This window comes from Bradyrhizobium sp., from assembly GCF_047605465.1.
In the GTDB taxonomy this organism is placed as follows: Bacteria; Pseudomonadota; Alphaproteobacteria; order Rhizobiales; family Xanthobacteraceae; genus Bradyrhizobium.
In genome coordinates this window covers 1-26822 of sequence record NZ_JASGFS010000004.1, presented here as the reverse complement: position 1 = coordinate 26822, position 26822 = coordinate 1, and the positions used below count along the sequence as shown (strand labels likewise).

At 65.7% G+C, this 26822-nt stretch carries 23 protein-coding genes; 9 read left to right on the top strand and 14 right to left on the bottom strand.

Going from position 1 to position 26822, the window contains the following annotated elements:
• Positions 1–2: 2 nt before the first annotated feature.
• The 3 genes from QM712_RS05650 (at position 3) to QM712_RS05640 (ending at position 5951) form a co-directional block, all read left to right on the top strand.
• The gene (locus tag QM712_RS05650; RefSeq protein WP_415022077.1) at positions 3–1427 is read left to right on the top strand and encodes a CoA transferase; all 1425 of its coding nucleotides are present in this window, start codon (positions 3–5) and stop codon (positions 1425–1427) included.
• Between the two features lie 132 nt (positions 1428–1559).
• Complete coding sequence (locus tag QM712_RS05645) at positions 1560–2804, top strand: efflux RND transporter periplasmic adaptor subunit (protein ID WP_415022076.1); 1245 nt, start codon at positions 1560–1562, stop codon at positions 2802–2804.
• 30 nt (positions 2805–2834) lie between these two features.
• The gene (locus QM712_RS05640; RefSeq protein WP_415022075.1) at positions 2835–5951 is read left to right on the top strand and encodes an efflux RND transporter permease subunit; all 3117 of its coding nucleotides are present in this window, start codon (positions 2835–2837) and stop codon (positions 5949–5951) included.
• Between the two features lie 11 nt (positions 5952–5962).
• Here the strand turns inward: QM712_RS05640 and QM712_RS05635 are convergent, their stop codons facing one another.
• From QM712_RS05635 to QM712_RS05610, 6 genes are all read right to left on the bottom strand, one after another.
• Positions 5963–6589 carry a LysE family translocator gene (locus QM712_RS05635; protein ID WP_415022074.1) on the bottom strand — a complete coding sequence of 209 codons (627 nt, stop codon included), beginning with the start codon at positions 6587–6589 and terminating at the stop codon, positions 5963–5965.
• A gap of 199 nt (positions 6590–6788) precedes the next feature.
• Entirely contained in the window at positions 6789–7703 is a 915-nt protein-coding gene (locus QM712_RS05630; RefSeq protein WP_415022073.1) for an amidohydrolase family protein, read from the bottom strand.
• A gap of 95 nt (positions 7704–7798) precedes the next feature.
• Positions 7799–8356: a hypothetical protein gene (locus QM712_RS05625; RefSeq protein ID WP_415022072.1), complete on the bottom strand. Its 558-nt coding sequence runs from the start codon at positions 8354–8356 to the stop codon at positions 7799–7801.
• Between the two features lie 28 nt (positions 8357–8384).
• Complete coding sequence (locus QM712_RS05620) at positions 8385–9812, bottom strand: TolC family outer membrane protein (protein WP_415022071.1); 1428 nt, start codon at positions 9810–9812, stop codon at positions 8385–8387.
• A gap of 224 nt (positions 9813–10036) precedes the next feature.
• On the bottom strand, positions 10037–10816 hold the full coding sequence (locus tag QM712_RS05615) for an enoyl-CoA hydratase (protein WP_415022070.1): 780 nt from the start codon (positions 10814–10816) through the stop codon (positions 10037–10039).
• Positions 10817–10917: 101 nt separating this feature from the next.
• The gene (locus tag QM712_RS05610; protein ID WP_415022069.1) at positions 10918–11580 is read right to left on the bottom strand and encodes a hypothetical protein; all 663 of its coding nucleotides are present in this window, start codon (positions 11578–11580) and stop codon (positions 10918–10920) included.
• Positions 11581–11860: 280 nt separating this feature from the next.
• On the opposite strand from QM712_RS05610, the gene QM712_RS05605 reads away from it, so the two are divergent.
• Both QM712_RS05605 and QM712_RS05600 read left to right on the top strand, forming a co-directional pair.
• A complete protein-coding gene (locus tag QM712_RS05605) occupies positions 11861–12406 on the top strand; it encodes a sigma-70 family RNA polymerase sigma factor (protein ID WP_415022068.1) in 546 nt (181 codons plus the stop codon).
• 2 nt (positions 12407–12408) lie between these two features.
• A complete protein-coding gene (locus tag QM712_RS05600) occupies positions 12409–13047 on the top strand; it encodes an NrsF family protein (RefSeq protein WP_415022067.1) in 639 nt (212 codons plus the stop codon).
• 14 nt (positions 13048–13061) lie between these two features.
• Here QM712_RS05600 and QM712_RS05595 read toward each other — a convergent pair whose 3' ends face one another.
• Both QM712_RS05595 and QM712_RS05590 read right to left on the bottom strand, forming a co-directional pair.
• Positions 13062–14162 (bottom strand): DUF2336 domain-containing protein, encoded by a 1101-nt coding sequence (locus QM712_RS05595; protein ID WP_415022066.1) that lies wholly within the window; start codon positions 14160–14162, stop codon positions 13062–13064.
• Between the two features lie 63 nt (positions 14163–14225).
• Complete coding sequence (locus QM712_RS05590; RefSeq protein WP_415022065.1) at positions 14226–15383, bottom strand: GGDEF domain-containing protein; 1158 nt, start codon at positions 15381–15383, stop codon at positions 14226–14228.
• A gap of 427 nt (positions 15384–15810) precedes the next feature.
• Between QM712_RS05590 and QM712_RS05585 the strand changes: the two genes are divergently transcribed.
• From QM712_RS05585 to QM712_RS05570, 4 genes are all read left to right on the top strand, one after another.
• Complete coding sequence (locus QM712_RS05585) at positions 15811–16380, top strand: sigma-70 family RNA polymerase sigma factor (RefSeq protein ID WP_415022064.1); 570 nt, start codon at positions 15811–15813, stop codon at positions 16378–16380.
• Positions 16377–17072 carry a hypothetical protein gene (locus tag QM712_RS05580; RefSeq protein ID WP_415022063.1) on the top strand — a complete coding sequence of 232 codons (696 nt, stop codon included), beginning with the start codon at positions 16377–16379 and terminating at the stop codon, positions 17070–17072. Before QM712_RS05585 ends, QM712_RS05580 begins: the two co-directional genes overlap by 4 nt.
• 14 nt (positions 17073–17086) lie before the next feature.
• Complete coding sequence (locus tag QM712_RS05575) at positions 17087–18796, top strand: S8 family serine peptidase (protein ID WP_415022062.1); 1710 nt, start codon at positions 17087–17089, stop codon at positions 18794–18796.
• Positions 18797–19281: 485 nt separating this feature from the next.
• Positions 19282–19830 carry a TIGR03809 family protein gene (locus QM712_RS05570; protein ID WP_415022314.1) on the top strand — a complete coding sequence of 183 codons (549 nt, stop codon included), beginning with the start codon at positions 19282–19284 and terminating at the stop codon, positions 19828–19830.
• 74 nt (positions 19831–19904) lie between these two features.
• Here QM712_RS05570 and QM712_RS05565 read toward each other — a convergent pair whose 3' ends face one another.
• The 6 genes from QM712_RS05565 to scpA form a co-directional block, all read right to left on the bottom strand.
• Positions 19905–21275: a TIGR03808 family TAT-translocated repetitive protein gene (locus QM712_RS05565; RefSeq protein WP_415022061.1), complete on the bottom strand. Its 1371-nt coding sequence runs from the start codon at positions 21273–21275 to the stop codon at positions 19905–19907.
• A gap of 133 nt (positions 21276–21408) precedes the next feature.
• Positions 21409–22068, bottom strand: coding sequence for a pyroglutamyl-peptidase I (locus QM712_RS05560; protein WP_415022060.1), 660 nt, complete (start codon positions 22066–22068; stop codon positions 21409–21411).
• Positions 22065–23054: a methylmalonyl Co-A mutase-associated GTPase MeaB gene (gene meaB, locus QM712_RS05555; protein WP_415022059.1), complete on the bottom strand. Its 990-nt coding sequence runs from the start codon at positions 23052–23054 to the stop codon at positions 22065–22067. The genes QM712_RS05560 and meaB overlap by 4 nt, the downstream gene beginning before the upstream one ends.
• Positions 23055–23146: 92 nt before the next feature.
• On the bottom strand, positions 23147–24133 hold the full coding sequence (locus tag QM712_RS05550; RefSeq protein ID WP_415022058.1) for a tripartite tricarboxylate transporter substrate binding protein: 987 nt from the start codon (positions 24131–24133) through the stop codon (positions 23147–23149).
• A gap of 126 nt (positions 24134–24259) precedes the next feature.
• Entirely contained in the window at positions 24260–25027 is a 768-nt protein-coding gene (locus QM712_RS05545) for an RsiV family protein (protein ID WP_415022313.1), read from the bottom strand.
• A 229-nt stretch (positions 25028–25256) separates the two neighbouring features.
• The coding region (gene scpA / locus QM712_RS05540) for a methylmalonyl-CoA mutase (protein WP_415022057.1) at positions 25257–26822 on the bottom strand (1566 nt) is incomplete at its 5' end.

The window sequence follows — 26822 nt, the reverse complement described above, 5'->3', positions numbered from 1 at the left end:
TCATGCAAAGCTCCGCCGGCATTCTCAGCGATATCTGGACCTCCGTCGGCGGCGACCTGGCCGCGCTCGATCGCGTCCGGCTGAGCGGCGAGGAACCGCAACTGCCGTCCTCGTTCCGCGTCGCCGTCGCCGGGCAGGTCGCGATCGCCGCCGCCGGTCTTGCCGCGGCCGAGATCTGGAAGCTGCGCACCGCGGAGGCGCAGGAGGTCCATGTCGACATGCGCCATGCCGCTGTCGAATGCCGCTCCGAGCGCTATCTGCGCCTCGACGACAAGCCGCCGCCGCCCGCCTGGGACGCCATCGCCGGCGTCTACAGGACTGGCGACAACCGTTTCATCCGCTGCCACACCAATTTCCCGCATCATCGCGACGCCGTCTGCAAGGTGCTCGGCTGCGAGCCGGAGCGCGAGAAGGTGCAGGCCGCGCTGATGCAATGGAAGGGCGAGGATTTCGAGACCGCGGCCTATGCCGCCGGCGGCGTCGTGGCGTTGATGCGCTCCCACGACGAATGGTCCGCGCTTCCGCAGGCCCGCGCGCTCGCCGAATTGCCGTTGATCTCGATCGAGAAGATCGGCGATGCGCCGCCGAAGCCCTGGCCCGCAATTCCGTCGAAGGGATCGTCGCGCGATGATCGGCCGCTTTCCGGCCTTCGCGTGCTCGATCTCTCCCGCGTCATCGCCGGGCCGGTGGCAGGCCGCACGCTCGCCGCCTATGGTGCGGATGTGCTTCTGGTCTCCGGACCCGAGCTCCCGGCGATACCCTGGCTCACCATCGACACCGGCCGCGGCAAGCTCACCACGTTCATCGAGCTGAAGAGCGAGGCGGGGCGGTTGCAATTGCGCGAGCTGTTGAAGGATGCCGACATCTTCTCGCAAGGCTATCGCCCGCGCGCGCTTGCGGCGCTGGGCTTCTCGCCGCAGGACGCCGCCCGGATCAATCCCGGCATCGTCTATGTCACGCTCTCCGCCTACGGCCATTCCGGCCCGTGGGCCGAGCGGCGCGGCTTCGATTCGCTGGTGCAGACCACGACCGGCTTCAACCATGCCGAGGGACGGGCGGCCGGCATCGACGGGCCGAAGGAATTGCCGGCGCAGATGCTCGACCACGCCACCGGCTATCTCATGGCGTTCGGTGCGATGATCGCCAAGGCCCGCCAGGCGAGCGAAGGCGGGAGCTGGCACGTGCGCGTGTCCCTGGCGCAGACCGGGCGCTGGCTGTGGAATCTCGGCCGGCTCGATCGCGGCCTGGACACCCCGGATATTACGGGGGATGCGGTACATCCTGCATTCATCGAAACCGTGTCATCTGGCTTCGGTATGCTGAAGGCGGTGCGACATTCGGCGGAGCTGTCGAAAACACCGGCCCGATGGAGCCGTCCGGCCATGCCGCTCGGGAGCCATTTGCCGCAGTGGCCGACTCGCGGCTGATGTCGCAAAATTTTAACGCAAACAGCAAGGCCGGCAGCGTTTTTTAGGTTGTTTGAAATCTCAATTCAGCACTATTAGCGCGACCGATGAGGCAGTCATTTGCCGACATCACCGCCGACATGACCGGGCCCCATGGGAACTGAAAATACCAAGCTATTTCAGGCTCTTACAAGGAAGCGGGTGATCACATCCGTGGTCTTGCTGGTGCTTGCCGGTGCGGGCGCCTACGCCTTTCTCCACACCGGGGCCAAGGAAAAGAGCCACTCGGAGATCTCCAGCCAGTCGCGCAGGAATGCCCAGAACTTCACGCCGACACCCTCCGAATGGGCGACGCTGACGATCGAGCCGGTCAAGAGCAAGACCTTCCGGGCCGAATATGTCACCGAAGGCAAGGTCGCGGTCGACGAGGATCGCTCGACGCCGGTGTTCTCGCCCTATGCGGGCCGGGTGACCAAGCTGCTCGCCAAGCCGGGCGAGAGCCTGACGCAGGGCCAGCCGCTGTTCACGATCGAGGCCGCCGATACCGTGCAGGCCCAGAACGATTTCATCTCGGCGATGACCTCGCAGAACAAGGCGAAGTCGGCGCTCGAGCTCGCCGACATCCAGTACAAGCGGGCCAAGGATCTGTACGAGGGCCGCGCCGTTCCGCTGAAGGATTTTCAGCAGGCCGAAGCGACCGACGTCCAGGCCCAGAACGACATGCGATCCTCGGTGACGGCATTGGAGGCGGCGCGCAACAAGCTGCGCATCCTCGGCTTCACCGACGAAGCCATCAACACCTTCCAGGACAAGGGCAGCATCAATCCGGAGATCACGATCTACGCGCCGATCTCCGGCACGGTCGTGCAGCGCAAGATCGGCCCCGGCCAGTACGTCAATTCCGGCGCGAGCGATCCGGTTTTCGTGATCGGCGATCTCTCCACGGTCTGGCTCACGGCCTTCGTGCGCGAAAGCGACGCGGCTTCCGTGAACGTCGGACAGGACATCGCGGTCAACGTGATGGCGCTGCCCGATCGTCCGCTGACCGCCAAGATCAACTACGTCGCCGCCGCGATCGACCCCAACACGCGCCGCCTTCTCGTCCGCGCCACCATCGACAACAAGGACGGCCTGCTCAAGCCCGAGATGTTCGCCAACGTCACGATCTATTCGGCGGGCGATCGTGCGGCGCCCGCAGTGCCCAAGCAGGCGCTGATCTACGAAGGCGACCAGGTCCGCATCTGGGTCGCGCGCGAGGACAAGTCGGTCGAGCTGCGCCAGATCAAGATCGGCCTCATCAATGGCAACCTCGTCGAGGTCACCAGCAACCTGAAGCCCGGCGAGCAGATCGTGACCAGAGGCAGCCTGTTCATCGACCGCGCTGCGTCCGGTAGCTGATCGACGACCCAGAAAACTGCGAAGACCTGAATGGATCGTCTCGTCGCCTTTGCCGTCAACCGGCGCTTCCTGATGGTTGGCATGTTCGTCGTCGTGATGATCGGCGGCCTGCTTGCGTTCAACCAGCTCAACATCGAAGCCTACCCGGATCCGACGCCGCCGATGGTCGACATCGTGACGCAGAGCCCCGGCTTGTCGGCTGAGGAGATCGAGCGTTACATCACGATCCCGATCGAGACCCAGGTCGCCGGGCTCAAGAACCTCACGACCATCCGCACCATCTCGCTCTACGGCCTGTCAGACGTCAAACTCCAGTTCTCCTTCGCCTACACCTATGACGAGGCGCTGCAGCAGGTGCTGAACCGGCTGGCGCAGCTCTCGCCCCTGCCGGGCAACGTGCAGCCGCAGATCTCGCCGCTCAGCCCGATCGGCGAGATCTTCCGCTACCGTCTGGTCGGCCCGCCGAACTACAGCGTGCTCGATCTCAAGACCATCCAGGACTGGATCCTGCAGCGCCGCTTCCGCGCCGTGCCCGGCGTGATCGACGTGACGGGCTGGGGCGGCAAGACAAAGACCTACGAGATGCAGGTCGACTTCAACAAGCTGATGGCCAATGGCCTGACGCTGCCGCAGGTGCTTCAGGCCGTCAGCAATTCCAACGTCAATGTCGGCGGCAACACGGTCAATATCGGCTCGCAATCGGCCGTGGTCCGCGGCGTCGGCCTGATCCGCTCCATCGACGACCTCTCCAGCACCATGATCGCGCAGACGGGTGGCAATCCGGTGCTGGTCAAGGACGTCGCCACCGTCACCGTCGGCGAGAAGCCGCGGCTCGGCATCGCCGGCCTCGACGACAGCGACGACATCGTGCAGGGCATCGTGCTGATGCGCCGCGGCGAGCAGAGCACGCCGACCATCAAGCGGGTCGAACAGCTCGTCAACGAAATCAACAATTCCACCATCCTGCCGCCCGGGGTACGCATCGAGCGCATCTACGACCGCAAGGATCTGATCGACCTCACCACCCACACCGTGCTGCACAACATGGTGGTCGGCATTCTCCTGATCGTGCTGCTGCAATGGATATTCCTCGGCGATTTGCGCAGCGCGCTGATCGTCGGCGCCACGATTCCGTTTGCGCTGTTCTTCGCGGTGATCATCCTGGTGCTGCGCGGGGAATCCGCGAACCTGCTCTCGGTCGGCGCGATCGATTTCGGCCTGATCGTGGACGCCACCGTGATCATGGTGGAGGCCATCTTCCGCCGCCTGACGCAGACCACGCCACCGGGCGAATCCGAGGAGATGTCGCCGGAGACGCTGTTCGGCATGAAGAGCCATGCCATCCTCAGCGCCGCCGCGGACGTGTCGCGCTCGATCTTCTTTGCCGCCGCGATCATCATCGCGGCGTTCCTGCCGCTGTTCACGCTCTCCGGCGTCGAGGGCAACATCTTCGGGCCGATGGCGCGCACCTATGCCTATGCGCTCGCCGGCGGCCTGCTGGCGACCTTCACGGTGACCCCGGCATTGTCCGCGATCATCCTGCCCGCGCATGTCGAGGAGACCGAGACCAGGATCATGCGGATCCTGCACCGCATCTACTCGCCGGTGCTGCGCTGGGCGGTCGCCAACCGCAGCCTCGTGCTCGGCGCCGCGGTCGGCCTCGTGCTGATGACGGTCGCGCTGAGCCGGATGCTCGGTCTCGAATTCCTTCCGAAGCTGGAAGAGGGCAATCTCTGGATCCGCGCCACGCTGCCGCCGACCATCTCGCTTCAGGAAGGCAACACCTACGTCAACGAGATGCGCAAGCTGATCCGCAGCCGGCCCGAGGTGGAATCGGTGGTGTCTCAGCACGGCCGTCCCGATGACGGCACCGATGCGGCCGGCTTCTTCAACGCCGAGTTCTTCGCGCCGCTGAAGCCCGCGAGCCAGTGGCCAGGGACGCACGACAAGGAAGAGCTGACCGCGCAACTGCTCAAGCAGCTCGACGACCGCTTCCCGGGCGTCGAGTTCAACTTCTCGCAATACCTCCAGGACAACGTCTCCGAAGCCGTCTCCGGCGTGAAGGGCGAGAATTCGATCAAGCTGTTCGGCAGCGATCTCCAGGCGCTCACCGACACCGCCAACAAGATCAAGTCGGTGCTGGCGACGGTGCAGGGCGTCACCGATCTCGCGGTGTTCACCTCGCTGGGGCAGCCGACGATCCAGATCGACATCAACCGCGCCAAGGCCGCGCGCTACGGGCTCGCGCCGGGCGACATCAACGCCACCATCAAGGTCGCGATCGGCGGCGATACCGCCGGCGATCTCTACGAGCCCGGCTCGGATCGCCACTTCCCGATCATTGTCCGCCTCGCGCCCGAATATCGCAAGAGTGCCGAAGCGATCCAGAACTTGCGGATCGGCGCGCCCGGGCCGAACGGCAACATCACGCAGATTCCCCTTAGCGAGGTCGCGACCATCAGCCTGGTCTCCGGCGCCGCCTACATCTATCGCGAGCAGCAGGAGCGCTATCTGCCGATCAAGTTCTCGGTGCGCGAGCGCGACCTCGGCAGCGCCATCCGCGAGGCGCAGCAGAAGATTTCCGAGCAGGTGCAGTTGCCGCCCGGCTCGCACATGGAGTGGGTCGGCGAGTTCGGCAATCTGCAGGATGCGATCCGGCGGCTGTCGATCGTGGTGCCGATCTCGCTGGCGCTGATCGGCATCCTGCTCTGGTTCAATTTCGGCTCGATGACCGACACCCTGCTCGCCATGAGCGTGATTCCGATGGCGATCTTCGGCGGCGTGCTCGGGCTGCTGATCACCGGCACGCCTTTCAGCGTCTCTGCGGCGATCGGCTTCATCGCGCTGTTCGGCATCGCCGTGATGGACGGCATCATCATCCTGTCGCAGTTCAACCAGCTGATCGAGGAAGGCACGGACCGCGTGAACGCGGTGATCCGTACCGGCGAATTGCAGTTGCGGCCGGTGCTGATGACGTGCGTGGTCGCCGGCATCGGCTTGCTGCCGGCCGCGCTGTCGGAGGGCATCGGCTCACAGGTGCAGAAGCCGCTCGCGGTGGTCGTCGTCACCGGCATGATGCTGGCGCCGATCGTCATCCTGGTGACGCTGCCGGTCCTGATTTCCTTCTTCTCCCGCCGCGCACGCTGACGGCCGTCCGTTCACAGCACGCGCTGTACAATCCGCACCAGCATCGTGGTGCCCAGTCCGAGCAGCATCAGGCTGGCGAGGCGGCTGCTGGCCGAGAGCATGCGCGGGGTCAGTCTTGACCGGGCGGTCGCGACCATCGTGCTGAGCACGGTCCACCACACCGCCGAGCCGACGAATACGCCCACGACCAGCGGCGCCGTCGCGGATTGCGTCGAGAACGCATGCAGCGCGGCCAGGAACAGGATGACCGTGAGCGGATTGGTCAGGCCGAGCGCGATGGCGCTGAGATAGGCGCGCGCCAGGCGGACGTTGTCGATCTCGTTGTTGTCCTGAAGCACGACGGAGCACCGGTGTGTCCGGAGCGCGAACCACAGCAATGTGAGGGCGGAGACGATACCGAAGCCCACGGCGTTCGCCTCGACCCATGGCTGCGCCAGCGAGCCGAGGCCGAGCACCGCAAATGCGCTGTAGGCGAGATGCACGGTCGCGGCGCCAAAGCCTGTTGCCAGACCCGTGGCCATGCCAGATGCCAGGGTGCGCTGAATGCACAGCATTCCCATGGGGCCGATCGGAGCTGCGACGGTGAAACCAATTCCAATGCCGGAAGCAAGCGCGGCAAGATAATGTGACAATGACATGCGACCGCACGAACAAATGAAATCTGTGCGTGCGTATCGGCGAACGTGAATCGCCGCCTCAACCGAACGGGTGAAAAGCGCTCGGGAACACGAACACGTTCATGTGAGTCCATGCCACTGTGCGCAATCGGCAACTGTTCCGTCGCGCGAAGCGGACTCGAGTTTCATTTCGTTTGAACTTAATTCGATTTGGCGCGACTCAGAATTCGTAGAGCCGCGCCGGATTGTCGGCGAGGATTTTTCTGCGCACATCGGACTCAGGCGCCCACGCCGTGAGCTGGTTGAGCAGGCGGCCGTCGTCGATCGGATAGAACGGCGCGATGTCGGTCGGCCCGCGTCCTTCGACATGATTCGAGTCCGGATGCGGCCAGTCGGTGCCCCAGACGACGCGATCCGCATTCGCCGCGATCAGCGCGCGGGCGTAGGGCGCGACATCCTGATAGTCGGGCGCTCGCGCTGACGATCGATATGCGCCCGAGATCTTCACATAGGCCTTGCCGGATCTGACAAGCGCGATCAGGTCGTCGAATCCCGGCTGCTGCAGTCCGCGCGAGGCCTCGACGCCGCCGAAATGGTCGAACACGGCCGGCACCGGCGAAGCCAGCACGAGATCCCTGATCGCCGAGATCATCGGCAGCGTCGTATAGAGCTGCACGTGCCAGCCGCGCGTCTTCATGCGCTCGACGGCAGCGGTGAAGCGCGCGCGGCCGACGGCGGGATCGTTGATGCCGCCGGTGGCGAGATTGATGCGGATGCCGCGAAAGCCCTGCGCGTGCATCGCATCGAGTTCGGCTTCCGTCGTGTTGTCGTCGATCACGGCCACCCCGCGTGCGGTCGGCCCGCGCGCCTTCATGCCGAACAGCGTCGAGGCATTGTCGGTGCCGTAGACGCTCGGCGTGACGATCACCACGCGCTCGACATGCAGCGCCTTGTGCAGTTCCGCCATCTCTTCCGGCGATGCCGGGCCCGGCGTGTAGACGCGCCCCGGGAAGAACGGAAACTTGTCGACATCGCCATGGATGTGGGTGTGGCAATCGCAGGCATGCGGCGGGACGTCGAAATCGACGGGCGTTGCCGGTTGCGAGGCGCGCGGGTGGAGTGTCGTGCCGGTCATGGTGACTCCGCAGGGGTGACGTGCGGGATGCTGCATTGGCTCAGCGCGGCTCTCGCCGTGCGTCGCGGTCCGATGCGCGATGCGACGATATCACGTCACCCGGGCAGCCGCTGCATCTCGGCGCATAGCTGCTCGACGAGGTCCGCAAGGGGGCGTGCGCCGTCCACGCGTACGACCGGGCAGGGCAGGCGGGCGAGCCAGGCCTGATGTTTCGCCAGGCTGCGGCCGTCCTGGTCGCCGGCTTCGTAACGGGCGGCCCATGCGATGAATGCTTCGGTCTCCTCATGATGCCAGCCACCGGGCGCGACGGCGTCAGCGCCGAAATGCGCGGCCTCGCGGGCCCGCAGGCGCTGCAACCGCAACTCGCGCGGCGTGGTCACGAAGACGACGAGATCGAAGTACGGAACGAGTTCGTCACCCCAGCCGGACACGGATCCGCTCAGGATCCAGTCATGGCGGGGCAGGAACATCTCGCGCATGAGATGCAGCCGATCGGCGACGGGGCGCGTGGTCAGGTAGGGTGGCACAGTCGGCAGCCAGAAATAATCGTCGCTGTCGTGATGCGGCAGTGCCAGCCGGCCGGCCAGCGCGCGACCGAGCGTCGTCACGCCTGCGCCTGAGGCTCCCATCAGATGAATGCGGCTGCTCTTCATCGGAACCGCCCGCCCGAGATGTGCGAAACTACTGACCCGACGGCGTACGCAGTCCGTGCCAGGCGTCGCGGACCTGCTGGTAGTGCACCTCGGGCAGATAGTCCGGCGTGTTGAGGTTCAGCGTCTTGACGTCGAGATGGCCGGTGGCGCTCAGCAGCGTATAGGAAGCGATGACGCGGTCGCGCAGCGCGCCGATCAGGCGCGCCTTGGCCTGGATCAGGTCGGCTTGCGAGTTCAGCACGTCCACCGTCGTGCGCTGTCCGCCGGATGCCTCGCGCTGCACGCCCTGCAGGGCGACCGTGGCGGCCTTCACTTCCGATTCCGAGGCCGAGACCGCGATCTTGGCGCCTTCGTTGGCGACCCAGGCGCTGACCGCAGCCGTGCGTGCCTGATTACGCACCTGATCGAGCACGAGCCGGCTCTGCGCCGTGACCTCCTTGGCCTGCCGCGTCTGCGATGCAGCCTGGCCGCCGTCATAGATCGGTGCGGTGACGTTGGCGACGATCGAGGCCTGGTCGGTGGCAAAGGTCCCGAGCGTGGGGTCGTCCTGGCGGCTGCGGCTGGCGCTGCCCTGCAGGGTGGCGCTCGGCAGCAGCGCGCCTTCGGCGACGCGGATGTTGGTGGAGGCAACGTCGACGTCGAAGCCGGCGGCCATCACCGCCGGATGTTCCCGGATCGCCATCGTCATGGCGTCTTCGCGGCTCTTGGGCAGGTAGCGATCGACGACGTCGGCAGGCCGAAGCTGCGACGGCGGATTGCCGATCACCTGGGCGTAGGTCGCCTGACTGACCGCGAGTGCGACTTCTGCGGCGTTCAGATCGGCAAGGCCGCGGCTGAGGCGCGCCTCGGCCTGGGCGGTGTCGGTGGGCGTGACGTCGCCCGCGTTGAGACGGCGCTGGGTGACGGACAGCGTCTCGCGCAGGAAGGCGACGTTGGAGCGTTGGGCATCGACCAGCGACTGGTTGGCCAGCACGTTCGTGTAAGCCGTGACTGCATCCAGCAGCACGCCCTGGCCGACATTGCGCAGCGCCTCGCGGCCCGACTGCACCTGGAGTTCCGCGACCCGCACGCTGTTGGCTGTGCGGAAACCGTTGAACAAGGTCTGCGTCACGGTGACGCCGATGACCCACGGCTTCAGGTTCGCGGTCTGGACGGTGTTGTCCGGCAGCAGGTTGCGCACTGTCTGCAGGCCTGCGCTGAGGCTCGCCACGATCTGCGGCCGGTAGCCGGCGAGCGCCTGCGGCACGTTCTCGTCGGTCGCACGCTGCCGCGCGCGCTCGGCGTTGAGCTGTGGATTGGTCTGGTAGGCCTTGGCCAGGGCCGCCGGGAGGGCTTCCGCCCAAGCAGGAACAGGCGCGGTGCAGGCCAACATCAGCGCAGCCCATGCGGCAACATGGCCCACGCCCGATCGGCGCCGCATCAACTCGCGGCCAGTGCTGGCGGTGCGCCCGTTCATATAATCCCGCAAAAACCCCGGCTGTCCGCCCCCGCCGACGGAGGCGCTCTTAACCTGTTTAACCAGCGCCGGTCCCGCAGGCAAACTGCCGCGGGGAAAACCCCCATGAAATCCGTGCTTGTTGCAGCTTCATCACAGGAGTCCGCGGGACCGCCGGCATCGCATGCCGGCCATCCGACTCTGCTGTCGTCCCGATGTGGACGTTTGACGTTTATGCGACAGCGTTACCGATTCTTGTTCACCGGCTTCCGCTTCTCGATGAACGCGGCCATGCCTTCGGAACGATCTTCGAGCGCGAAGGTCGAATGGAACAGGTTGCGCTCGACACTCATGCCCTCGGCGAGCGTGGTCTCGAAGGCGCGGTTCACCGCTTCCTTGGCCATCGCGGCCGCGGGCCGCGACATCGAGGCGATCTTCTCGGCCGCGGCCATGACCTCATCCATCAGCTTGTCGGCCGGCACGATGCGGCTGACGAGGCCGGAGCGCTCCGCCTCCGCCGCGTCCATCATGCGGCCGGTGAGGCAGAGATCCATCGCCTTGGACTTGCCGATCGCGCGGGTGAGGCGCTGGGTGCCGCCGATGCCGGGGATGGTGCCGAGCGTGATCTCGGGCTGGCCGAATTTGGCGGTGTCCGCGGCGATGATGATGTCGCACATCATGGCGAGCTCGCAGCCGCCGCCGAGTGCATAGCCCGCGACCGCGGCGATCGTCGGCTTGCGGCAGCGTGCCACGCGGTCGCCGCCGATCGCGGCAAAGTCCTCGGAGAACATGTCGATGAAGCCCTTCGGCTGCATCTCCTTGATGTCGGCGCCGGCGGCAAACGCCTTTTCGCTTCCGGTGACGACGATGCAGCCGATGGCGTCATCCGCCTCGAGATCGTCGACGGCGGCGGCGATCTCGCGGAAGACGCCGAAGGAGAGCGCGTTGAGCATCTTCGGCCGGTTCAGCTTGATGATGCCGACCGCGCCTTTGCCTTCGACGATGATGTGTTCGAACGTGCTCATGCTCCACCCACGCTTTTGATTGGGCGGGCAATGTGCCCGCTGGCGCGGTGGGCTTCAAGAGGGCCGGGACGCGACGCGATGCGCGTCCCGGACCGGGCCGGTCAAGCCATGAACATGCGTGCGGCGGACGCGAGTGTCAGGAACGCGCCGAAACCGATGAAGATCTTGCCGATCAGGGAGCTCTGGTCCCAGGCCGAGTTCTGCTGGCCGCTCGAGGCGAGCACCGGTGCCGGGCGCGGCTGCGCGTCGGTGGCCGTGGCTGGCGTCTTCTGCGCGGCGGAGTTGTCCTGCTGCAGGGCGCGGTCGACGTCGTTGAGCTGATCGGGGGCGACGACCTGGCTCTCGGCGGCCGGGGCGGCGGTATTATCGGCCGCGGCCTGGACGTTGTCGTTGGCCCGGCCGGTCATCGCGGAGGCCGCGGCGGCGGTCGGCGTGTCGGCGGCGGCGAACTGCGCATTGGCGTTGGCGACGTCCGGCGGCATCTGGCCGGAGGCCGGCGCGTCGTTGTCGGCCTTGGCCTCGTCGGGCTTCGGCGCGGCCTTGTCGTCGGATTTCTGCGCCGTCTTGCTTCTCTCGGTGGTGTGGCGCGAGCTGTGGCGCCGGTGCTTGCCCGGCGTGGCGGAATCGGCCTGCTTGGCCGTGCCGTCGGATTTGCTGTCGGACTTGCCGCTGGCGGCAGGAGCCGCCGCCTGGGCGATGCCCCCGAACAGCAGGATAAGTCCGGCAAGAAGGATCAATGCCGCGCGCTGGCTGGCTTTCATCATGTTGAGGCTCTCCCCAATTCGCCCGTCCCGGGGCGAACAGAGACGCCGCGGCGTGACCACAGCGGGGCAGAAAATGGGAATCTTCGGGCAACACCGGGCGAAAAGGGGGCAGAGCCCCCCATCCACCCCCATCAGATGCCAACCGGGCTGAAGGGTGTTATGAGCCGTCACGGCGGTCGCATCGGTGAGCGAGGTCGGCCTTCGATCACGACTTCGTGATATTTTCGGCTTCGGCGTAACAAATTGAAAGAGCGACCGAATTGCATGGTGAGGGGCGCGCGTGCGCGGACGTGAGGACGAGTGGACCGGCCTGATGCGGTCGGCCATGGCAGGCGACGACGCGGCGTATCATCGCCTGTTGAAAGCCATCACGCCGGTGCTGCGGGCAGCCGCGAGGCGGGGCCTGGCGCGGGCCGGGCAGCCTCCCGATCAGGCCGAGGATATCGTGCAGGAGATCTTGTTGGCGGTGCATCTGAAGCGGCACACCTGGGATAGCGAAGCGCCCTTCGCGCCCTGGCTGTTCGCGATCGCACGCAACAAGCTGATCGATGCCCTGCGTCGCCGGGGAAGGCGCGTCTTCGTCGACATCGACGATTTCGCCGAGACACTGCCGGGCGAAGCACCGCAGGAGACGGCCTCGGCACGAGAAGTCGCCGCGCAGCTCAACACGCTGCCGCAGCGCCAGCGCGACGTGCTGCAGTCGATCGCGGTCGACAGCGCTTCTATCAAGGACACGGCAAAGAAGTTTTCGATGAGCGAAGGTGCGGTGCGGGTCGCGCTTCATCGCGGACTTGCCGCGCTCACGGCCAGATTGCGGGACCACTAGTCATGGATACCGATCAACTCATTCGCACGCTCGCGGTCGACAACGCTCACCGCACTCCGCGCGTCGGCGCCACGCTGACCATGGCGCTCCTGGTGGCCGCGCCGCTATCGATCCTGATCTTCGCGACGACCCTCGGCGTGCGAGCCGACGTGATGACGGCCATGCACAATCCGTTCTTCGACATGAAGTTCGCGGTCACGCTGTCGCTCGCGATCCCCGCGATCATCGTCAGCCTGCATCTGTCGCGGCCGGAAGCTTTGATGCGTGGCTGGGGCTGGCTGCTGCTGCTTCCCGTGGGGCTGCTTGCGGTCGCCATCGGCAGCGAAACGATGATGGCGCCGGCAATGCCGATGACGATGCGGCTGATGGGCAAGAATTCCAGGGCTTGCCTGATGGCGATCCCCGCGATGTCGCTGCCGCTGCTCGCGGGCGCATTGTTCGGGCTGCGTCACGGGGCGCCGTCGCGGCCCGCGCTCGCCGGAGCACTCGCGGGCATGTTGTCGGCGGGGCTGGCGGCGACGCTCTATGCCTCGCACTGCACCGACGACTCACCGTTGTTCGTCGCGACGTGGTACACGATCGCGACCGCGGTGGTGACCGCGATCGGTGCGCTGGTTGGATCGAAGGTCCTGCGCTATTAGGCGCCTCGCCGCGACTACTCCGCGGGCGTACCCTGCTGCATGCGGTGGAAGCGCAGCACCTGCTGTGCGGTGGAACTGCGCAGCGCCTCGTAGGTATCGCGCAGCGCCAGCATATCCATCTGCGAGCCGCCGGACAGTTTCTCGCGCAGAGCGATGATCGCGCGCACGCTCGGCCACGACATGCCGGCAACCTTAGCGAGGATCATCACGCCCTCGTTGCGGCTCTCGATCATCATGTTCTCGGCGACCTCGACCGACACGCCCGCGAGCGCTGCGAGCCCGGCGTTGGTTTCGTCGAACTTGCCTTGCTCGGCGAAGGCCGTGACCTGGGTTTCGTTGAGGCGGCCGTCCTCGTGCAGCGACCTTACCAGCGCGCGCGCCATCTCGGTCTGCCTGGTCATGGCGGCCGCGCGGACGCGCTGGGCCGCTTCCTGCACCACGCTCGATACTTGCTCGGCGAGTTCCGGATTGGCGGCCTCGAGCTTCCTGCGCACGCTCAAGGACGCCTTCGCAACGAGCTTCAGGTAATGGTGGCGCGGCAGGCCGGGCCGCAAGCCGATGCAGGCGGCCAGGTTGTCGTCGCGCTCGGCGCGCGCGACGAGGTCGGCGAGGCTGCTTTCGGAGAGCTGCGCGCCCGGATTGCTCACGGTCGATTGCACGACTTCGTCGTTGCCGCGCGTCACCAGGACATCGGCCAGCGCCTCGGATAGCACGCGGCGGAGCGAGATCGCCATGAGATGCGCCTGGCTCCTGCTGCGTGCGATCTCGATCAGGGTTGCCTCGTCCAGCCGCTCCGACTTCGACAGGATGGGGCCGGCGACCTCGATAACGTCGTCGAGCGCGAGCGTGCGGATGATTTTGGGCGGTGCAGCCGCGATCGGCGCGAGCCGGTCGGCGAGCAGCGCCTTGGCCGAGGTCTCGATCTGCTCGATCAGGCACTGGAAGACGTCGTCGAACAAGCCGACGTGCTCTTCGGAATAGTCCACCGCATTGTTGGCGAACAGATCGGTCACGCGGCGCAGGGTCTCGACACGGCGCGCGACGGTGCCGTGCGCGAGCGCGGTCTGCAGTTCATCGAGCAGATTTTCGGATGGCTTGGTGGCTTTGGATATCATGGCCCTGTCCTGGAGCGTTCGATCCGGCGGCATGTTCTTGCGCGCCGCGATAAAATGGATTGGTCAATTCGTTGCAATACGGTTGCGCCCTTGCGCCTTTGCTGAATAGAGCGCGCTGTCGGCGCGCGCGAGAAATGTGTCTGCAGTATCGCTGTCGCGCAGCGTCACGACGCCAGCGGAAATCGTCACGCGCATGCCCGGCGAGAACGCGCTCCAGTCGAGATCGGCGACGATGGTGCGCAAGCGCTCAAGCATACGCGATGCTGCGCGGCCGTCGGTGTCCGGCAGCAACAGCAGGAATTCCTCGCCGCCGTAGCGGCCGAAACGATCGTCCGGACGGATGTTGGCGAAGATGGTGATGGCGAAGGTGCGTAGCACCTCGTCGCCAACGGGATGGCCATGGGCGTCGTTGATGCGCTTGAACCAGTCGAGATCGATCAACGCGATCGCGAAAGGTGTCGCCGCCGGCCGCGACTTTGCGATCTCGGCGTCGAGCAGGCGCATGATGCAGCGGCGGTTGTAGGAGCCGGTGAGTTCGTCGAGCTCGGCGAGTTCCTCGATACGCCGATAGGCCGCCTTCAGCTCGATGCTGCGGCGATAGAGCGCTTTGCGCAGGGTCGCGCCGAACAGCCCGAGGAAAGCGCATTGGCCGATCACCAGCACGAAGCACAGCATCGAGGTGCCGCGCTGCAGCCGGGTTGCGACCGGCATGCCGATCGGCAGATCGGAAGCGAGGAAGACGACGGCAAGGCCGGTCGCCGCGAGCACCCAGGTGAACATCGCCTGGGCGGAGGTCATCCGCAGCGTACCGAATGCGAAGATCAGGAACAGCACGCTGATGAAGGCGATCCCGATCGCCGGCGCCGCCACCAGGAATGCGAACTGTAGCGCCATATGCGCGGAGATCTGGAAGACCGTGAGATAGTGGTCGTCGCGCTTGTCGCCGATGCCGGCTTCCGAAAGCACGGCGAACGTGCCGATGATCAGGAGGCCGCCGAACCAGAACAGCGAGGCGATATCGGTCGAGATGACGCCGTCATGGGCGTAGAGCAGCAGGACGAAGGCACCGAGCGAGTAGCTGGCGACCTGGCCGACATACATCTGGCGGCGCTGCCGGGCCCGGCGCGCGAGCACTTTGGGCTCGGTCGCCTCGGACGCGAGGACGAGATCCGCGGCCTCTGCGGCATTCCTCTCCGGAAAGGACGTCGCGGCCGTGCTCATGGTCCCGCCAGTGGTAGATGTCAGTCCGAAAATCTACGTGGCAAGCCTTTAGGTTTGGTATCCTTTGATACCGAATCCGGACGCGCGGTTTGGACGGGGCACCGGAGAATTTGCCGCGGATGAGGCACCGCGGGCGGCGCGGTCGAGCCAAAATGGGTGTTCGTGAGACATACGTCTTGGAAGGTTGCTACGGACCCAGGCTTGGTCCGGTCTCCAGTGCCGTGCTGGCACTCCCCGAGGGAAGTCTTTTCAGTATTATGTTACCGAATTTCAGCAAAATCGCTGGTCTTCACGGGTCGGACAAGGAAGATGTCCGTATGTGTGCTGGATCACAGAGGTCCCCGTATGACTGCGGTAAATTAAAGATTCTTGCGCCTTCCGTCGAACCGTCCGCCGTATCGCCCCGACCAACTTTGCGAGACGGCCGTTGAGCGTGACCCAGGCGGCTTCGGACGAGGTCCTGATCGCCAGGATCGCCCAGGGCGACCGGCTCGCCATGCAGGTGCTGTACGGGCGGCACCATGTCAGGGTGTATCGGTTCGGCCTCAGGCTCGTGCGTGACGAGCAGGCGGCGGAAGACCTCATCAGCGAGGTGTTTCTCGACGTCTGGCGTCAGGCCGGCAAGTTCGAGGGCCGATCCGCCGTCTCCACCTGGCTACTGGCAATCACCCGATTCAAGGCCCTCTCTGCGCTGCGGCGCAGAAAGGATTTCGAGTTGGATGACGAGGCCGCCAACGCGATCGAGGACTCGTCCGACGATCCCGAAATGGCGGTGCAGAAGAAGGATACCAGTGAAGCGTTGCGGGAGTGTCTGACGGGCCTCTCGGCGGAACATCGGGAAATCGTCGATCTCGTCTACTACCACGAGAAGTCCGTGGAGGAGGTGGCCGAAATTGTCGGGATACCGGAGAACACTGTGAAGACGCGCTTGTTCTATGCGCGCAAGAAACTGGCCGAGTTGCTGAAAGCAGCCGGCTTTGAGCGAGGCTGGCCATGATGGCTTTGAGCAAGAAGATGCTGGGGCAAGAACCCGGTGAGATCGAGGTGCTGCTGCCGTGGCATGCGGCCGGGACGCTGAACGCGCGGGACGCCCGTCGCGTCGAGGATGCGCTGGCGCGTGATCCCGAGCTTGCAAGGCAATATGCCGCGATCCGCGGAGAGTACGAAGAAACCATCCACCTCAACGAAAGCCTCGGCGCTCCGTCGGCGCGCGCGATGCAAAAGCTGTTCGCCGCGATCGACGCCGAGCCGGCGCGGGTTGCCGGTCCGCTGCCGTTGTCGGCGCGCATCTCCACCTTTTTCGCGGGCCTTTCGCCGCGCACGCTGGCCTGGTCGGCGAGCCTTGGCGCTGTCGCGCTGCTGCTGCAGGCCGGCATCATCGGCGCGGTACTGATGAAGACCCAGACCGCAACCTTCGAGACAGCCTCGCTGTCCACCAACGCACCGATCACGCGCGAACTGAGTGCGGCGGCTGCGCCGTCGCGTGCGCTGGTCCGCTTCACGCCCGAAGCGCGCGTGGCGGACATCACGTCGCTGCTCGACAGCTACCAGGCCTCGATCGTCGACGGGGCAAAGGGCGGCATGTTCCGCATCCAGTTCGAGAAGGCGATGAGCCAGGATGAGCTTGCCTCGTTGCTTGGCAAGATGCAGCGCGAGAAGATCGTCAACCTGGCCGTCGCGACGCCGTAAGGCGCCGAGAGATCATGACGCGCAAGTCCGAGAGTGGGGGCAGCACCGGGGCTTATGCTTCGTCGGTCGGAGCCGCGCTCCTGATCGCGACCTGTTTCGGCGCCGGGGTTGCGCATGCCCAGGCCATCATGCGCACGCCGACCATCAACGTTCCCTCGCGCACGCCCACCATCAATCCGAGCATTGCCGCGCGCGTCAATCCTGGTGTCTCCGCGACCGCGGTGAGTGTCGACCGCGGGCCACGGGCCATCCCCACCGTCCCCCGGGTCTCGGCGCGTACGGCGCCGACGCCGGTGCTGCCCTATGCGCGTTATTCGCCGAACCTCTATCCCGTCTGCGCCGCGCCTTATCGCGATGCGGACGGTGAATGCCTGGCGCAGCCTGATGCGGGCGGCAGCGGTACCGGCAAATCGGCCAGGAACAGCGCCGGCAATGCGCGCGGCAACAGCACGCCCGCCGCCATGAACCTGCGCACCATCGCCAACGAATTCGTGGCCGAGATCGACGGTGCGCTGTCGGCGACCCAGGCCGACGAGCTTGCGCGCCGCCACGGCCTCAGGCGCATCGCTTCCGAAAGTTTTCCGCTGGTTGGCGCCACGATTGGCCTGTTCCGCATCACCGACGGCCGTCCCTACGAGACCGTGCGGCGCGAATTCGCCGCCGACGGCAGCGTGCGCTCGATCCAGCCCAACTTCCGCTACGTGCTTCAGGACCAGAAGCCGCCGGTGCCGAACGAGGGCGATCCCGCGCAATATGCGCTGGCGAAGCTCCGCCTCCCGCAGGCTCATACGCTGGCGCGCGGTGCCAATGTCACCATCGCGGTGATCGACTCCGGGATCGATGCTCGGCATCCCGAACTTGCCGGCTCCATAGCCGACAATTTTGACGCGCTCGGCAGTTCCGAGGGACCGCACGTGCACGGCACCGGCATCGCGGGAGTCATCGTTGCGCATGCGCGGCTGATGGGGAGTGCGCCGGAAGCGCGCATCATCGCGATCCGCGCCTTCGGCGGCACCACGAGCGGCGCGGAGAGCAACTCCTACATCATCCTGCGCTCGCTGAACTACGCCGCCGAGCACGGCGCGCAGATCGTCAATATGAGCTTTGCAGGCCCGAAGGATGTGGTGATCGAGCGCGCCATCGCTGCGACCGCCGCGCGTGGCCTGTTGCTGATCGCAGCCGCCGGCAATGCCGGGGCGAAATCGCCGCCGCTTTATCCCGCCGCCAATCCCAACGTGATCGCCGTCAGCGCGACCGACCAGCAGGACAAGCTGCTCGCAGCCTCGAACCGGGGGAACTACATCGCGCTCGCGGCGCCCGGCGTCGACATCTTCCTGCCGGCGCCGGACGGCAAATACCAGATGACGTCGGGCACGTCGTTCTCTGCCGCCTATGTCTCGGGCGTCGCGGCGCTGCTGCTCGCGCGCGACCACATGCTGAAACCGGAAGCGCTGCGCATGACGCTGGCCAAGACGGCGCGCGACCTCGGTTTACCCGGGCGCGATGATCTCTACGGCGACGGCGAGCCCGATGCCTATGCCGCCGTGATGGCTGTTCCCGCAGAGAGCGCGACGCCGGTTGCCGCTGCGTCCGGTACAACAAAACGTGAAGATGTGCCGGAGCGTCGCGACGAGCCCGCCATCCGTGCGATCGAGCAGCCGTCGCTGTCGGGTGCCGACGAGAAATCTACGGTTTCTCAGGTGGATAGGCCCGCAGCGCGATAGCCGTTGCGGCCAGGATGCTGGCGGCACGAGGACCAAAAAATCGGACGCCGCATTGAACGTTCGGACGGCTGCCACGACCAAAATATGTGGGAGCGGTCATCCCTCCCCATAGGTCATATCAGGCGCGAGCGCCCATCCACCCCAAGCGCCCATATGGCTCGACCCGTCCGGTTGTCCCCCCGGACGGGTCTTTTCTTTTGCATTGTCCACTTCATTGAATCCCCCGCCGGATCAGCTTCTGGTTGGGCGCTGCCTCGTGGCCGCGGTCATTCCGATTCGGCCGGCGCACAGCAAGGCCGCTATGCTTGTGGGGAGCTTGACTGCTAAAGGCCTGAAATCTCCGCGCCACTACGGTGTTTCACGACCAAAGTCGTGTCGCTGCTGGACAAGTCAAAACTTTTCCACAAAATATTCATGTCGCGTCCAAATTGATTCGTGTGCGTTGCGTCCCCCGCGTCCGTATTTTTTTCCTCACGGGCTGGTTCATGACACATCGCCATTGCGAAACTTTCAGCCGCGATATTGCGGCGCGCTGGTGCACGCTGGCCGAACAGCGGCTGGAACATCTTTCCGAGATGTTCGAGACCGGACGCTGGCGGCGCTATCACAGCGAGATCGCCTTTCTCGAGAACATCCAGGAAGCCAAGCGGGCCGTTCAGACATGGCGCGCGCTTGCAACCGGCGGCGATGTTGCCGCCGCTGCCGCCACCGTCAAATCGGCATTCGGCTGGTCACCTGCGACAATGCCGCGCGTCGCCCCGCGCGAACTCGCCCAGACCATGCAGCCGAAAGCCGTCCATATCGAGCCTGAGACCATCGTGCCGGTCACGCTGGACCCTGTGCCCGACGCGCTCGCCGACGTCACTGAAATCCCGATCGCGCCGCTCGCCAAGCCTGATCCGGTGGCGGCTCTGCTGGCGGAATTGTCGTCGCCGGCCGCCGAGACCGTCGCGGAGCCTGAGGGCATGGTCGAATTCACCTTCAACCTCGACGGCCTTGAGGCCAGATACCCGCTGCTGCGGAATGCGTTCTAGCTTTGCGAGCGCTCGCCGGACGCTCCGGCGATCGCTCGCATTTGGGATGACCGAAGCCTGCAGGTCGTCTGCTGCTACCGGCGCACTGCGTTGCCGCCGACCACCACCTGCGCAAAGCGCTGGGCGCCGTCGGCCGCCAGATCCGTGGTCACGATTCGGGCGTGGTCGAGCCCGACGACGGCACCTCGTGGGGTCTCCGAGATCATGTTGTTGTTGACGAGCGCGGTGCCTGCGCCCGGCACGACCGAGACGCCGACGCCCGCGAGCGCTCTGCGGATCACGTTGCCCGAGATGACGACGTCGCGAAGATATTTGCCCCAGCCTGCGACGATCCCATAGGACGGGGCATTCTCGATCACGTTGCCGGTCACGGACGAATCCGCCTCGATGTAGATGCCGACGCCGGCATCGTCATCCGGCGCGGTGCCGATCGGTCGCTTCGGGATCAGGTTCCGGATGATGTTGCCCTGGACCACGGCGATGCGGCCGCCTTCGTTGAAATTGCAGACGGAGACGCCGACGGCCGCGCCGTCGACCGTGTTGTTGGCGATCACCGCAGCCTCGAACGCGAATTCGGAGTAGAGCGCGACCTCACGCACATCGCTCACGCTGTTGCCGGTGATGTGAATGTTCGAGGCCGAATTGCCGCGCACCGCGGAGTAGTCGCAATTCCGGATGCGATTGCCGCGCACGATCACGTTGCCGGCGCGGAAGGCGTTGATGGCATTGCCGTACTGGCCGGAGCCGCCGGGCCCGGCCTTGATGTTCTCGATGCGGTTGTCGGCAACCAGTGTGCCGTCGTCGCCGATCGCCGTGCGCAGGATCTCGATGCCGTTGTCGTTGGTACCGGAGATGGTGTTCCGCGCGACGCTGAGGCCTCTGGCGTCGAACGAGACCACTCCCGTCACCGCGATGTCGGTGAAGATGTTGCCGGAGATGTCGCCCGACACCTGCTCGAGCCAGATTCCGCTGCCGCCGGAACGCGCGACCTCGCAGTCCGTGATGCGGACGTCGCGGCCGCCGAGCACGTGGATGAGCCCACGTCGCGCCTGCAGTGGAATGTTTTCTCCGTCGAAGGTGATGCCGGTGAGGCCGATTGAATCCGAGCCGTCGCTCTGGATCGCCGAGGCTCCGCCGGAAAAGACAAGCTTCGTCGCGCCGCGGACGCCGATGAGCTGGGCGCCATTGGGCAGCCGTAGGAGGCCGCTGCGATAGACGCCGGGCGGCAAGGCGAGCGGCGCTTGCGCCCGCGCGGCCTCGTCGATCGCGCGCTGAAGCGCGCGCGTCTGGTCTTCGCTGCTGCCTGGCCGTACGCCGTATTGGGTCGCATCGCGGCCAAGCAGCGATGTCGGCGGCGCTGCGCGGGCGGCGTCGGCCGGCATTGCCAGCGCGCCGGCCACGCCTGCGGCCGAAGCTCCGATGAGATGGCGGCGTTTGAGGTCCATGAAGCGTCCTCCGGCGGACGCGGGAGGTCCGCGCGGATTAGGTAGCGCAGAAATGGTTCAGGGCGGCCGAAGCGGGCAGGATTGTTGGCGGTAGGGTTAAATGTTTACGCAAGGCCAGGTGCTGCCGCATGGATCAGCCTCGCGGCGGCGAAACGCGTGCCTTCCGCGCCAGCGCGACCATCTCCACCAGCAGAGCTTCACCGGCATCCACCAGCTCATCGAGCGTGATGCGCGGCGCACCCTTGCGACGCACGGCACCGCTGCGGGCAAGCAGCGGAATGTGGATGAACGCGGCAAGCCCTGGTCCGCCGTCCCTCACATGCTCGATCGCGCGCCAGCTCAGATAGTTGCAGAGATAGGCGCCGGCATCGCGCGAGGAGCGTGCATCGATCCCGGTGAGGCGCGCGGCGCGCAGCAGCCGCGCAGTGTGAGGGCCGAACATCATCGCATCCGCGTTGGCGGCGATCCCGCGCTTGCTCGAACGCGTGTTGGCGGCATCCGGCCAGAGCATGGTGACGGCGTTGCGCGCGCGGGTCTCGATGCGCAGGTAAGGGGTGCGCGCGGCGAGGCCGAACATCAGCAGCGCATCAGGCCTTGCTTTGGCGAGGACCTCCGGCAATTGCCGGTCGACCGCAGCGTAGGTGACCGGAAAGATATGGCTTGCGATCGTGACATCGTCGAATGCCGGACGGCGCAGTTGCGCCAGCCGCGCGACAAGAGGCTGGGTTGGATTGTAGGGCGCGCCCGGGAACGATCCGAAGCCCGTGAGGAGAATGCGAAGCTTTCCGCTCACTGCAGAAACTCCATGATGTGTTCGGCGGCGAGCGCCGGTGTGACGCGGCCGTCGGCCACATCGGCCTCGATCTTCTTCACCTTGGCCCGCACCGAGGCTTCGGTGCGCAGTCGCGCCAGCATGCGCTGTTCCAGCATCGACCACATCCATTTCACCTGCTGGTCGCGTCGCCGCGCGGCGAACTCGCCGGATGCGTTCATCGCCTTGCGGTGATCGAGGATCTTTTGCCAGAGGTCGGCGATGCCGGTGCCGGTCAGCGCCGAATAGGTGACGACGGGCGGATGCCAGTGCTCGGAGCGTGCCGCCAGGATGTGCAGCGCGCCGCGATAGTCGGCGGCGGTAATGTTGGCGCGCTTCAGATTGTCGCCGTCGGCCTTGTTGATGGCGATCATGTCGGCCAGTTCGACCAGGCCCTTCTTGATGCCCTGGAGTTCGTCGCCACCGCCGGGCAGCATCAAGGCCAGGAAGAAATCGGTCATGTCGCAGACCGCGGTCTCGGACTGCCCGATCCCGACGGTCTCGACCAGCACCACGTCGAATCCGGCCGCCTCGCACAACAGCATCGCCTCGCGCGTTTTCGCGGCGACGCCGCCGAGCGTCCCGGAAGAGGGCGAGGGGCGGATGAAGGCATGGTCCGATGCGGAGAGTTGCGCCATCCGCGTCTTGTCGCCCAGGATCGAGCCGCCGCTGCGCGCGGAAGACGGATCGACGGCGAGCACCGCGACCTTGTGGCCCTGTTCGATCAGATAGGTGCCGATCGCATCGATGGTGGTGGACTTGCCGACGCCGGGCGAACCGGTGATGCCGACCCGAACCGCGTTGCCTGTGTCGGGCAAGAGCATCTGCACCAATTCGCGCGCCGATGCCTGGTGGTCGCCTCGCCGGCTCTCGACGAGCGTGATCGCGCGGGCGAGCGCCGCGCGGCTGCCCGCACGGACGTCGTGGGCGAGGGATTTGATGTCCTGCGAAGCCTTCTTCTCAGTCATGCCCTGCTTTACAACGCCGCGGCGGAGCAGGCGAGGGCCTCTCGCTTCGAGTCGTGTTGGTACGGACGGCGCGGCCGGGACGAAGCGCCAAATCAGGCTCTTGCAAAACCGGCGGCCTTCATGGCTCGACCCATCTGAGCATCCGCCTGATCCATGAAGCTCGCGAACTGGCCGGCATCGCGCCACACGATGCCGTAGCCGCGTTTGGTCATGAAGTCCTTGAATTCTGTGGAATCGTAGACCTTCTTCAAGGCCGCCGTCAGCCTTGCCGCAACCGCCGGAGCCAAGCCCTTCGGCGCGCCGATCCCGCGCCATGAACTCGTCGAATAGTCGACGCCGAGCGCCTCTTTCAGCGTCGGGATGTCGGGGAAGATCGGATTGCGTGAGGGCGCCATGACCGCGAGGCTTCGCGCCTGGCCGGCCTCGATGATGCCCCATGCTTCCGGCACCGAGCAGGTCGTCAGGTCGAGGCTGCCCGCGAGGAGATCCTGCATCGCAGGTGCTGCGCCGTTCGATGCCGACCACGAGATCTGGTTCGCGGGCAATCCCATCGCCTGCATCCAACCGACCAGCGCGAGATGCCAGATGCCGCCCTGTCCGGTGCCTGAGGCCTTGAACTTGCTCGGCGGGGCCACCTTGATGGCGCTCGCGAGCTCTTTCACCGTCTTGTACGGCGAGGATTTGGAGACGTGGATGCCTGGCGGATCTTCGTTCATCAGCCCGAGCGGCGTGAAGTTCCGCGGCGTCAGCTGAGTCAAAGCCTGCCAATGCATCATCGAGATTTCCACGGTCAGCATGCCGATCGTGTAGCCATCCGGCGCGGCGGCTGCGATCTCGGCATGGCCGACGACGCCAGACCCGCCGGTGCGGTTCACCACGTTGAAGGGCTGGCCGAGTTCCTTTTCCAGGAGCGCCGCAACGATGCGCGCGGTTGCGTCCGTTCCGCCACCTGCGCCCCAGGGCACGATCAAGGTCACCGGCCGTGACGGGTAAGATTGTGCGAGCGCAGGCGTGAGCAGAGTTGCAGCGGCCGCAGCTACCGAAGAGGCCGCGAAAGTGCGGCGCGTAATTCCTGACATCAATGATCCCGGCGGCGCCCTCGGAAAACGGCGCTCTCGTCAATGCAACATCTTAGGCGGATTTGCGCTGACGTCGCAAGCAGTGGCCATAGCGCCGCAGGCAGCGGCCTCACGGCCCCCTGGAGATCACCGCGCCTCGTCCGCGTCTCCCTTCGGCCGCACGCCGCCGAAGATGCGCGCACCCTCCGCACTGAGGTAGGGCTTCAGCGATTCCCAGGGAACAAAGGCGACATATTCGCCCTCGGCGTAGGGACCGACCGCGTAGGGTGGATAGTGGAAGGTGAGACCGGAGCTCTTGCCCGCATCGGTCGAGGGCGCGAACGTTACCGCGCCGATCTTGAGCAGGCTCGGCTCGACACCCTTGAACCATTCGCTGGTTGCGGTTTCGCTGGTGCCGCGTTCCTTCTTCTCGGTCTTGAGCGAGGCAATCACCGCCTTCACCATCGCCTTCATGGTCGGCCCGTTGTCGGCGGTCTCGGTTAAGAAGGGGCGGATCGAGATGCGTTTGTTCTCCGCCTTGTCCCACAGGATCGTGTTCACGTCCGAGTTGGGATGGGCGCCGTGGGTGTCCATGTAGTCGTTGCGCAGGACGCTGACATAGCGATCGGCCACGACCGAGCGGATCGCATATTTGCGTTCGAAATCCCAGCCGCCGTCCTTGAAGAATTGCGGATCCTCCTTGCGCGCGGCGGCGGCGTCCGTCGCGTTCTTGTCGAGCCACTTTCTGCCTTCGGCGAGGCAATCGGCCGCCAATGCAGCATCGGCCTTGATCCGGTCATCGAGGAATATGCGGGCCTCGATGCTCTTGTTCTTGATGATGGCGTCGGGCTTCGCATCGGCGGCTAAGGTAGCGGAGGCGATGGCGAGCGTTGCGACGGCCGAAAGGACCGCGATCGCGCGCGGGAGCAATCCTGCGCGCGCCTTTGCGTGATGATATGTCAATTCAGCATCCATGGATCTGCATCGCCTCCGGCTCCCGCCGGTGCGTTCGGACATAGCGGCAGCGTAATGGCTGCAAGATGAACCGGCGCAAAACGTACAGCCCCCGAGCGCGGGGTCGTGACGATTGGTCGCGGCCGTATGCCTGCCGGTTTGGTACCCGAGCGCCATGAAGCGGCGAGGGCTACTCCGCCGCCTCGCTATGGCCCAGCCGCGCGTTGAGCTTGTGGATCAGTTCCTCGGCCGCATCCGCGATGACGGTGCCCGGCGGGAAGATCGCCTCGGCACCGGCCGCATAGAGCGCATCGTAATCCTGCGGTGGTACCACGCCGCCGATGATGATCATGATGTCGTCGCGGCCTTGCTTCTTCAACGCGGCCTTCAATTCGGGCACCGCGGTGAGGTGGGCGGCAGCGAGCGAGGAAACGCCGAGAATGTGGACGTCGTTCTCGACCGCCTGCCGGGCCGCCTCGTCGGCGGTCGCGAACAGCGGTCCGATGTCGACGTCGAAACCGATGTCGGCGAAGGCCGAGGCGATCACCTTCTGGCCGCGATCGTGGCCGTCCTGGCCGATCTTGGCCACCAGGATACGGGGGCGACGGCCTTCCGCCTCTTCGAAGGCATCGATCAGTTCCTGAACCTTCTCGACCCGATTGCCCATGCTGGCCGCCTCCCGCTTGTAGACACCGGTGATCGACTTGATCTCGGCGCGGTGCCGTCCGAACACCTTTTCCATCGCGTCCGAAATCTCGCCCACGGTTGCCTTGGCTCGCGCGGCATCGATGGCGAGGGCCAGCAGGTTGCCGTTGCCTTCGCCGGCGGAGCGCGTCAACGCGGCCAGCGCCGCATCGACGTCCTTCTGGTTGCGTTCGGATTTCAGCCGCGTCAGCTTGTCGATCTGGAGCCGGCGGACGTTGGTGTTGTCGACCTTCAGGATTTCGATCGGGACTTCGTCGGTCGGCTTGTATTTGTTGACGCCGATCACGGCCTGCTTGCCCGCATCGATGCGGGCCTGCGTCTTGGCCGAGGCTTCCTCGATGCGCAGCTTCGGGACGCCGGCCTCGATGGCCTTGGCCATGCCGCCGAGTTCCTCGACCTCCTGGATGTGCCCCCATGCTTTCGCCGCGAGATCGCGCGTCAGGCGCTCGACGTAATACGAGCCGCCCCAGGGATCGATGATGCGGGTGGTGCCGCTCTCCTGCTGCAGGAAGAGCTGCGTGTTGCGTGCGATGCGGGCGGAGAAGTCGGTCGGCAGGGCCAGCGCCTCGTCGAGCGCGTTGGTGTGCAGCGACTGGGTATGACCTTGCGTCGCCGCCATCGCCTCGACCGTCGTGCGCATCACGTTGTTGAACACGTCCTGCGCCGTCAGCGACCAGCCCGAAGTCTGCGAATGCGTGCGCAGCGAGAGCGAACGCGGGTCCTTGGGGTTGAACGGCTTGAGCAGCTTCGCCCAGAGCAGGCGCGCGGCGCGCATCTTGGCGACTTCCATGAAGAAGTTCATGCCGATGGCCCAGAAGAACGACAGCCGCGGCGCGAAGCGGTCGACGTCGAGGCCTGCGGCAAGACCGGCGCGCAGATATTCGACGCCGTCGGCGAGCGTGTAGGCGAGCTCAAGATCCTGTGTCGCGCCGGCCTCCTGCATGTGATAGCCGGAGATCGAGATCGAATTGTATTTCGGCATCTTCTGCGAGGTGTAGGCGAAGATGTCGGAGATGATCCGCATCGAGGGCGCGGGCGGATAGATGTAGGT